Origin of the sequence: Sphingomonas sp. (genome assembly GCF_051962185.1) — a bacterium.
Lineage (GTDB): Bacteria > Pseudomonadota > Alphaproteobacteria > Sphingomonadales > Sphingomonadaceae > Sphingomonas.
Genome location: NZ_JBQCCN010000189.1, coordinates 1 through 8087, shown reverse-complemented (window position 1 = coordinate 8087; position 8087 = coordinate 1). Strand labels below are relative to the sequence as shown.

The 8087-nt window shown below is 68.8% G+C and carries 8 protein-coding genes; 3 read left to right on the top strand and 5 right to left on the bottom strand.

Going from position 1 to position 8087, the window contains the following annotated elements:
• The 4 genes from ACTHJR_RS11755 to ACTHJR_RS11740 form a co-directional block, all read right to left on the bottom strand.
• On the bottom strand, window positions 1–628 hold a 628-nt coding region (locus ACTHJR_RS11755; protein WP_440523384.1), incomplete at its 3' end, for a sugar transferase.
• Entirely contained in the window at window positions 625–1539 is a 915-nt protein-coding gene (locus tag ACTHJR_RS11750; RefSeq protein ID WP_440523383.1) for a transketolase family protein, read from the bottom strand. The genes ACTHJR_RS11750 and ACTHJR_RS11755, both read right to left, overlap by 4 nt.
• Window positions 1532–2362 (bottom strand): transketolase, encoded by an 831-nt coding sequence (locus ACTHJR_RS11745; RefSeq protein WP_440523382.1) that lies wholly within the window; start codon window positions 2360–2362, stop codon window positions 1532–1534. The genes ACTHJR_RS11750 and ACTHJR_RS11745 overlap by 8 nt, the downstream gene beginning before the upstream one ends.
• Window positions 2359–3486 (bottom strand): DegT/DnrJ/EryC1/StrS family aminotransferase, encoded by a 1128-nt coding sequence (locus ACTHJR_RS11740; protein WP_440523381.1) that lies wholly within the window; start codon window positions 3484–3486, stop codon window positions 2359–2361. Before ACTHJR_RS11740 ends, ACTHJR_RS11745 begins: the two co-directional genes overlap by 4 nt.
• Window positions 3487–3596: 110 nt before the next feature.
• Here ACTHJR_RS11740 and ACTHJR_RS11735 point away from each other — a divergent pair, with 110 nt between their 5' ends.
• The 3 genes from ACTHJR_RS11735 to ACTHJR_RS11725 are packed head-to-tail and all read left to right on the top strand — an operon-like array spanning window position 3597 to window position 7485.
• Window positions 3597–4829, top strand: a complete 1233-nt coding sequence (locus ACTHJR_RS11735; RefSeq protein ID WP_440523380.1) for a glycosyltransferase family 4 protein — start codon at window positions 3597–3599, stop codon at window positions 4827–4829.
• 29 nt (window positions 4830–4858) lie between these two features.
• Window positions 4859–6229, top strand: coding sequence for a hypothetical protein (locus ACTHJR_RS11730; RefSeq protein WP_440523379.1), 1371 nt, complete (start codon window positions 4859–4861; stop codon window positions 6227–6229).
• A gap of 17 nt (window positions 6230–6246) precedes the next feature.
• Window positions 6247–7485 carry a hypothetical protein gene (locus ACTHJR_RS11725; RefSeq protein ID WP_440523378.1) on the top strand — a complete coding sequence of 413 codons (1239 nt, stop codon included), beginning with the start codon at window positions 6247–6249 and terminating at the stop codon, window positions 7483–7485.
• Here the strand turns inward: ACTHJR_RS11725 and ACTHJR_RS11720 are convergent.
• A partial coding sequence (locus ACTHJR_RS11720; protein ID WP_440523377.1) for a hypothetical protein occupies window positions 7446–8087 on the bottom strand: 642 nt, incomplete at its 5' end. The two genes, ACTHJR_RS11725 and ACTHJR_RS11720, sit on opposite strands and share 40 nt — an antisense overlap.

Here is an 8087-nt window from a genome sequence, read left to right as displayed (position 1 = left end):
GGATCGCGTCGACGCCACGCAGCGCCATCGGTTTTGCGAGGATCGCCAGCGCGGTCAACCACAGCAACCGCAAATCGGTCGCGAGGTCGCGATGCTCGACATAGAGCAGCCCCAATCGGCTCTTCCACGGCCGGATCACCGTATCGTAGAGCGCGTCGGGATCGGCCGCGCCGTCCAATATGTCGCCTTCGTCGGAGAACACGATCGAGGCGAGGTCGGTGATGCCGGGCCGGATATCCAGCAGGTGCAGTTCGGCGAGCGTATAGCGATCGACGCCCCCGGTGCGCATATTGGGACGGGGGCCGACCAGGCTCATCTCGCCGATCAGCACGTTCCAGAATTGCGGCAGCTCGTCGATCTTCCAGCGCCGGACGATGCGCCCGATCACGGTGACGCGGACGTCCGATCTGGCGGTCGAAGTGCCGCCCAGGCGATCGGCGTCGATGCGCATCGAGCGGAGCTTGAGCATCCGGAAATCGCGATCGCCGCGCCCGACCCGCACGCCGCGATAGAGCGGCGCACCGCCATCCTCCGCCCAGATCGCCAGCATCGCCACGGCGAGCAACGGCGCAGCGACGATCAACACGGCCAGCGCGACCGCGACGTCGATGGCGCGCTTGGCGGTCATCCGCCGAACGCCTCGTCGAGCGCGGCGGCGACTGCATGGCGATCCATGCCGTAACGCGCGCGCAGATACGCCTGGTCGCCGACGATCTCGGGATAGGTGTCGCTCAGACCCAGCCGGCGGAAGCTCGCCACCGCGACGCCTCCCTCCAGGCATGCCTCGGCCACCGCCCCGCCCAGCCCGCCCACCACATTATGCTCCTCCAGCGTCACGACATGGCGACAAGCGCGCGCCGCCGCGCGAACGGTATCCGTATCGAACGGCTTGATCGTGTGGATATCGACCACGCGGACCCGCTTGCCGCGCACTGCCAGCATGTCGGCGGCGGCCAGGGCCTCGCCCAGGATGCCCCCGGTCGCGAAGATCACCGCGTCGTCGCCGTCGCGCACTGTCCGCGCCTTGCCGAGCTCGACCACGCCCTCGGGCTGGCCGGCGCTTGCCTTGTCGATCCTGAGATAGGCGGGGCCGCCGCGCGCATGGAGCTGGCGAGTGAGCTGATAGGCCTGCCACGGATCGGACGGCGCGACGACGGTCATCTCGGGCAGTGCGCGCAGGATCGCGAGATCCTCGGTCGCGAAATGCGACATGCCGAGCTGGCCATAGGAAAAGCCGCCGCCGACCGCGACCACGGTGACGTCGGCGCGGTGATAGCAGACGTCGTTGCGCAGCTGCTCTAGGCAGCGGAGCGTCGGGAAATTGCCGATCGAATAGGTGTAGCTATGCGCGCCGGTCAGCGCCGCGCCGCAGGCGATCGCAGTCATGTTCTGCTCGGCGACCCCGGCATTGACGTATCGGTTCGGAAACCGCGCGATGAAGTCGGTCAGCACGCCGAAACCGAGATCGCCATTGACCAGCAGCACGCGCGGATCCTCGGCGGCGAGTTCGGTCAGCGCGCGGACGAAGGCGTTACGCATCGGCGCCCAGCTCGCGCATCGCCGCGGCGAATTCCTCGCCCTGCGGCGAGCGATAATGCCACAGCACCTGGTTCTCCATGAACGAGACGCCGCGGCCCTTGACGGTATCGGCGATGATGCAGGTCGGCCGGTCGGCCCCGGCGGCGCGCGCGAACGCAGCCTTCAGCGCGCGATGGTCGTGCCCGTCGATCCGCTCGACCGCCCAGCCGAACGCGCGCCATTTGTTGGCGAACGGCTCCAGCGCGATCGTCTCGGCGACCGGGGCGATACTCTGGAGCTTGTTATAGTCGATCACCGCGCAGAGATTGCCGAGGCGGTGGTGCGCGGCGAACAAGGCCGCTTCCCAATTCGACCCCTCGTCGCACTCGCCGTCGCTCAATACGACGAACGCGCGCTGGTCGCCGCCCTGGCGCCTGAGTTCGAACGCCATTCCCGCGCCGATACCGAGCCCATGGCCGAGCGAACCGGTCGAGAATTCGACTCCCGCGACCTGCTTGTGGCTGACGTGCCCCGACAGGTTGGAGCCGTTGGCATAATGGCGATCGAGGTCGGCGAGCGGGAAGAAACCGCGCTCGGCCAGTGCGGCATAGACGCAGGCGCCGGCATGGCCCTTGGACAGGATGAAACGGTCGCGCCCGGGCCAGCGCGGCTCGGTCGGGTCGACCCGCAGCACTTCGCCGTAGAGGACCGCGACGATGTCGGCGACCGACAGGCACGACCCGACATGCGAACTGCCGCCGCGGTTGCACATGCGGACGACATGGCGGCGCAGGCGCAGCGCGAGGTTGACGGTGTCGGGCGGCGCGATCGGCTCGATCTTCATGCGAAGAACCCCCGCACGCCGTGGATGACGCGATCGACCTGATCGTCGCTCAGCAGATGGTTCATCGGCAGCAGCAACGATCGCGCGAAGAAGCGGTCGGTGCGCGGCAACAGGCGCTCGAGCCCGAGGTTGCGGAACTGGTGGATGCCGGTCCCGCCCCATTGCACGATCGTGCCGATGCCGATTGCGGCGAGATGGGCGCGAAGATCGTCGCGGCGATCGCAGCACAGCTCGTAATTCTGGAAGATGTCGACCCGGTCGGGATCGGCGTCCGGCGCCGGCGGCAAGTCGAGCGCGGCGATCTCGCTGAATGCCGAATGATAACGCGCCGCGATCGATCGCCGCCGCGCGATCGTCTCGTCGTACCAGCCGAGCTTGTACGCGAGCATCGCGGCATGGAGATTGTCGATCCGCGCGTTGGTGCCCCAGATCGCGCAATCGGCCGGGATGACCTTGTCGGGCCCGGCGCCGTGATTGCGCATCGCGCGGACCGTGGCGGCGAGATCGTCGTCGTCGGTGACCAGCGCGCCGGCATCGCCGAAACAGCCCAGCGTCTTGGACGGATAGAAACTGAACGCTCCCCATTGCCCGAACCGGCCCGCCGGTGTGCCGTGGAAGGTCGCCCCCAGCGCCTGCGCGGCGTCCTCGACCACCAGCAGGCCGTGCCCGTCGGCGATGGCGTGGATCGCCGCCATGTCGCAGACGCGGCCATTGACGTGCACCGCCATGATCGCCCGCGTGTGCGGGGTGATCGCGGCGCGGATCGCGTCCGGATCGATCAGCCTGTCGTTGCCGAGTTCGACCGGCACCACCGTCCCGCCGGCGAAATGGATCGATTGCGCCGCGGCGATGAAGCCATGCCCGGGCATGATCACTTCTTCCCCCGCGCGCAGGCCGGAGGCGCGCAGCCCGAGCAGCATGGCGTTGGTGCAATCGGACAGGCCGATCGCGTGTCGGACGCCGAGATAATCGGCCAGCGCCGCCTCGAACGCATCGACCGCCGCTTGCAGAATGAAGCCGCCCGCCGCTGCCGTCTGGTCGATGATCCGGCGATAGTCGTCGGCGCGCTCAGCATAAAGCGCCTGCCAGTCGAAGAAGGGGACGGGAAGCTCCCGTGAGGACATGAACTCGCAACCCCCTGCCACGCACTAACGGGGCATGGCCCGCCGCTCACGGAATTGGTGCCTGTTTACCCGGTCGCGTTTCAACGCCGCGGCCGATCGGCGGGGGCAGAATGCGGATCCTCTATCTGACGCAATGGTTCGAACCCGAACCCAATATCATCAAGGGGCTGGCATTCGTCCGCGCGCTGGAGGCGGCGGGGCACGAGGTGACCGTGGTCACCGGCTTCCCCAATTACCCGACCGGCAAACTCTATCCCGGCTATCGTCTGCGCTGGGCCCAGCAGGAGATGATCGAGGGCGTGCGGGTCGTGCGCTTGCCGCTCTATCCCAGCCACGACGCCTCGTCGGTGCGGCGGTCGCTCAACTTCCTGTCCTTTTTCCTGTCGGCGCTGCTCTACTGCCTGATGCGCGGCGGGCGATACGACATGGCCTATGTCTATCACCCGCCGATCACGGTCGGGCTGGCGGCGGCGATCGGCGGTGGCTTACGCGGACTGCCCTTCGTGCTCGATATCCAGGATCTGTGGCCCGACACGCTGGCGGCGACCGGGATGAGCGGCGCGGCGCGGCTGGTCGGGCCGATCGGCGGCTTGTGCCGCCTCGTCTATGCCCGTGCGCGCGCGATCGTTGTCCAGTCGGAAGGGATGCGGCGCACGCTCGCTGCCCGCGGCGTGCCCGAGCGCAAACTGACCGTGATCCGCAACTGGGCCGATGCCGAATTCGCCGGCACGGTCGAAGCGGACGCGCCGACGCCGGGGCGCTTCACTATCGTCTATGGTGGCAATCTCGGCCGCGCCCAGGCGCTCGAGACGGTGATTGACGCCGCTGCGATCGCCGCGCGCTACCGGCCTGAGATCGAGGTGATGCTGTACGGCGACGGGGTCGATGCCGCCGGGCTCCGCGATCGTGCGGCTGGCAATCCCGCGGTACGCTTCGCCGGGCGCGTGTCGCAGGAGCGGATCCTGCGCGTGTTCGCCGGCGCCGATGCGCTGTTGCTCCACCTGCGCGACGATCCGCTGTTCGCGATCACCATCCCGTCGAAGACGCAATTCTACCTCGCGATGGGCCGCCCGATCATCGCCGGCGTGGCGGGCGAGGCGGCCGATCTGCTGCGGCGGTCGGGCGCGGCCCTGGTCGCGCCACCGGGGGACGCTGGGGCATTGGCGCACGCCTTTGTCGAAATGGCGACGATGGCTGCCGACCGGCGCGCGGCGATGGGCGTCGCGGGGCGGCGTTTCTATGCCGAGCATCTCGCCTTCGATCGCGCGATGGCGCGAACCCTGCCGGTCATTGCCGGCACTAACCGGGCAGCGATGATGAACCGACCGGCCCCGACGATTTGAGCGGCGCGCGCGCCTTGCCCGCGGGGCCGATGCTCGCATCGCGCATCCTGCGGGTGGTGCCGCCGGCCGGCGGCACGCGAATCCCCCTGATGCTGGTGTTCGGTTACGTCGTCGGCACGTTCCTGTTGTTCCTCGCCTGGCCAGTCAATTGGCCGATCTATTACGCCGCCAATTGGGCGCGATTGATCTTCTATGTCGTGCTGTGCCTGGCGATCGTCTGGGCAGCGACGATCGCGGGGTCGGCCGGGCCTACGCAGGTCACCGCGCCGCTGCCCGGGCTCAAGATCCTGCTGCCCGCCGCAGCGCTGGTCGCCGCCTTGCTGCTGATCCCCTCCAGCTTCGCTTATACGGATCGCGGGCCGTGGGATGTGCTCAACGCGCTGGCCGATCAGGGCGCGGCCTATCGCCGGTTCCAGCAACAGGTCGCCGCCACCACCGGGCAGCGCAACATGATCGTCGTGCTGCGCGCGCTGACCGCGCCGGCGGTCTATGCCATCCTGCCGCTCGGTATCATCCATTGGCGGCGGATCGGCTGGATCGGCCGCGCGTCGCTGGGCGTCGCGGTCGCCTGTTCGATCATCTTCTCGATCCTGCGCGGCACCGACAAGGAGATCGCCGATCTGTTCGTGATCGGCACCGCCGCGGCGTTCGTCTCGTTCGGGCGCGCGCGGGCGATGGGGGAGACCGCCGGGGTGCTGGTCCGCCGCTATTGGAAACCGGTGCTGGTCGCCCTGATATTCCTCTACATCGCGCAAGGGCTGTTCACCGACCGCAAGGAAGGGCGGCTGGGCAGTTTCGCGAGCCGCACCGCTCTGTGCGTCAACGACAGCCATATCTGCGCCGATCTCGACAATCCGGCGATCGCCTGGCTGCCGCAGCGCCAGCGCGCCGGGCTGACCGTGTTCATCCTGTCGACCTGCTCGGGCTATTATGGGCTGGAACTGGCGATGGAGAAGTCGTTCGAGCCCGCCTGGGGTGTCGGCCATTCGCCCGCCGCGCTGTCGGCCTATGAAGCCGCGACCGACGATCGCACGCCGCATCTCAGCACCTACACCTGGCGCAACGGCAGCGATCATTGGCCGGAGGAGAATTACTGGTCGACCTTGATCACCTGGATCGCCAACGACGTCGGGTTCGTCGGCGCGCTGCCGGTGCTGGCGCTGATCGGCTTCTTCTGGGGACGCTGGTGGCGCGAGGCGGCGGGGGGAATGAGCGACCCGGCGGCGGTGCTGTTCGCGCTGGCGACGACGATGATCTTCTATCTGCCTGCCAATAACCAGGTGCTGGCGAGTTATGACGGCTACACGACCTTCGCGGCGTGGATCGCGATCTGGCTGTGGCATCGCGCGCGGCGGACGGTGTCGGCCGTGGTCCCATTGGGAGTGGACACGCCATCCTAGCGCGCCGCCTGGCCTCCGTGCCGATCTTCTTCGGCGTGCGCATCGCCTCGGCGCTGGTGCTGCTCAAGCTGTCGGCGACGCATTTGCCGGTGCATGGCTTCACCGTGTTCGCGCAATTGATGGCGTTCGCCGCCTTGCTTAACTTGATCGCGGTCGGCGGCACCCAGAACGGCGTGATCCGCGAGGCGGCGGCGGCGGACGACGGTGCGGCGCTGGGCGCGGTGCATGGCGCGGCGCTGGCGATCTGGGCGGCGGCGGTGCCGGTGATCGGCTTGGCCGTCCTGGCCGGCGGCCGCGCGATCGCCGATCTGCTGATCGATGCGCCCGATCGCTGGGGGCTGGTCGCGGCGCTGGCCGGGCTGGCGCTGGCGGCGGGCCCGGGGCAGATCTGGTGCAGCATCCTGTCGGGACGCGGCCGTGCGACCGCCAGCCTGGCCGCGCAGGCGGCAGGGTTACTGATCGGGACGTCGGCGGCGGCAATGCTGATCGCACGACATCAGGCCGGGATCGCCGCGCTCGCCTTCGCCGCCGGCCCGCTGTTGACCATGGCGCTGGCGTTCGCCTTCGCGCGGCCGCTCCATCTGGCGCTGGCATCCGCCCGCGTGATCCGGGCCGAGGCAAAGCGGCTGCTCGGCTATTCGGCGTCGATCGCCGCGACGACCGGCTTTTCGGCGATCATGCTGTTCGGGTTGCGCTCGGTCTATCGCGACCATTTCGGGGTCACCACGCTGGGTTATTGGATGGCGGCCAATCGCATCTCGGATCTGTCGACCCAGTTCCTTGGCCTGTTCCTGCTGCAGTTCTTCGTGCCGCACGTCGCGACGCTGGGCGAAGGCGCACCGCGACGGCGCTTGTTCGTGCGATGCGCTGCGGCGGGGATGGCGGTGATGGGCGGCGCGTTGCTGGTCTTCTCGCTCGCCGCGCCGCTTCTCGTCCATCTGTTCCTGGCGGACACCTATCTGCCGGCGATCCCGGTCATCCGCGCCTATATGATCGGCGACACGATACGCGTCCTGGTGTCGCTGGCGATGTTCTCGGCCTTCGCGCGCGGGCGGCCGGGGCGCTATGCCGCGATCGAGATCGCCACGCTGGCGGTGATGGCGGCGATCACGTTCGCGCTGATCGGCATGGGCGATCCGCGTGCCCCGCAATTCGGCTATGCCGGCGCTTACGCGCTGTCGGGCCTCATCGCCGCGCTGGTGTTCCTGGTCCGACGTCAGCCGGCGACCGCCGCTTCGATCGCCGCGACCGCGTGACGGACGTCGAACACTTCGTCGAGCGCGCGCGGCGCGTTGGTGCGGGCGGTCGCGCGTAGCGCCGGATCGGTCGCGAGCTGCTCGGCGGTGCGATGGAATTGGGCGGAATCGGCAAACTTCACGCTACGGCCCAGGTCGCGCTCCTCGAGGATCGTCGCGAAGTCGTTGCCATGCTCGACCGCCGCCACGACGGGCAGACCGGCGCGGAGATAGTCGATCGTCTTCGAGGGGATACTGAACGAAGTGACCCCGGGCACCGTCGCCACCATCCCGACATCGCAGGCGCCGAGCAGGGCGAGATAGTCGGCCCGGGTCAGCGGCGGGCGGTGGAGTACATTCTCGTCGGTCGCCGCACGCTCGCGGATCATCGGTGCCAGGCGGCCATCGCCGACGAACAGATAGAGCAGCGGCGATCCCGCGTTGCGCCCCGCCTCGGCCGCGCCCAGCATCTGCTCGAACCCGCGGCCTTCGACCAATTGGCCACCGAACACCGCGATCGGCGCCTCGGCGGGCAAGTCGTACCGCCGGCGGATCGCTGCCCGGTCGGCGACGGGAAGGGGGGCGACGTCGGCCCAGACCGGCGTCACCAGCACGCGCTGGTC

Coding starts and splice junctions, on each gene's coding strand:
- ACTHJR_RS11750 (WP_440523383.1), bottom strand. CDS start 1,539: ATGCGTAACGCCTTCGTCCGCGCGCTGACCGAACTCGCCGCCGAGGAT.
- ACTHJR_RS11740 (WP_440523381.1), bottom strand. CDS start 3,486: ATGTCCTCACGGGAGCTTCCCGTCCCCTTCTTCGACTGGCAGGCGCTT.
- ACTHJR_RS11730 (WP_440523379.1), top strand. CDS start 4,859: ATGCTCGCATCGCGCATCCTGCGGGTGGTGCCGCCGGCCGGCGGCACG.
- ACTHJR_RS11745 (WP_440523382.1), bottom strand. CDS start 2,362: ATGAAGATCGAGCCGATCGCGCCGCCCGACACCGTCAACCTCGCGCTG.
- ACTHJR_RS11735 (WP_440523380.1), top strand. CDS start 3,597: ATGCGGATCCTCTATCTGACGCAATGGTTCGAACCCGAACCCAATATC.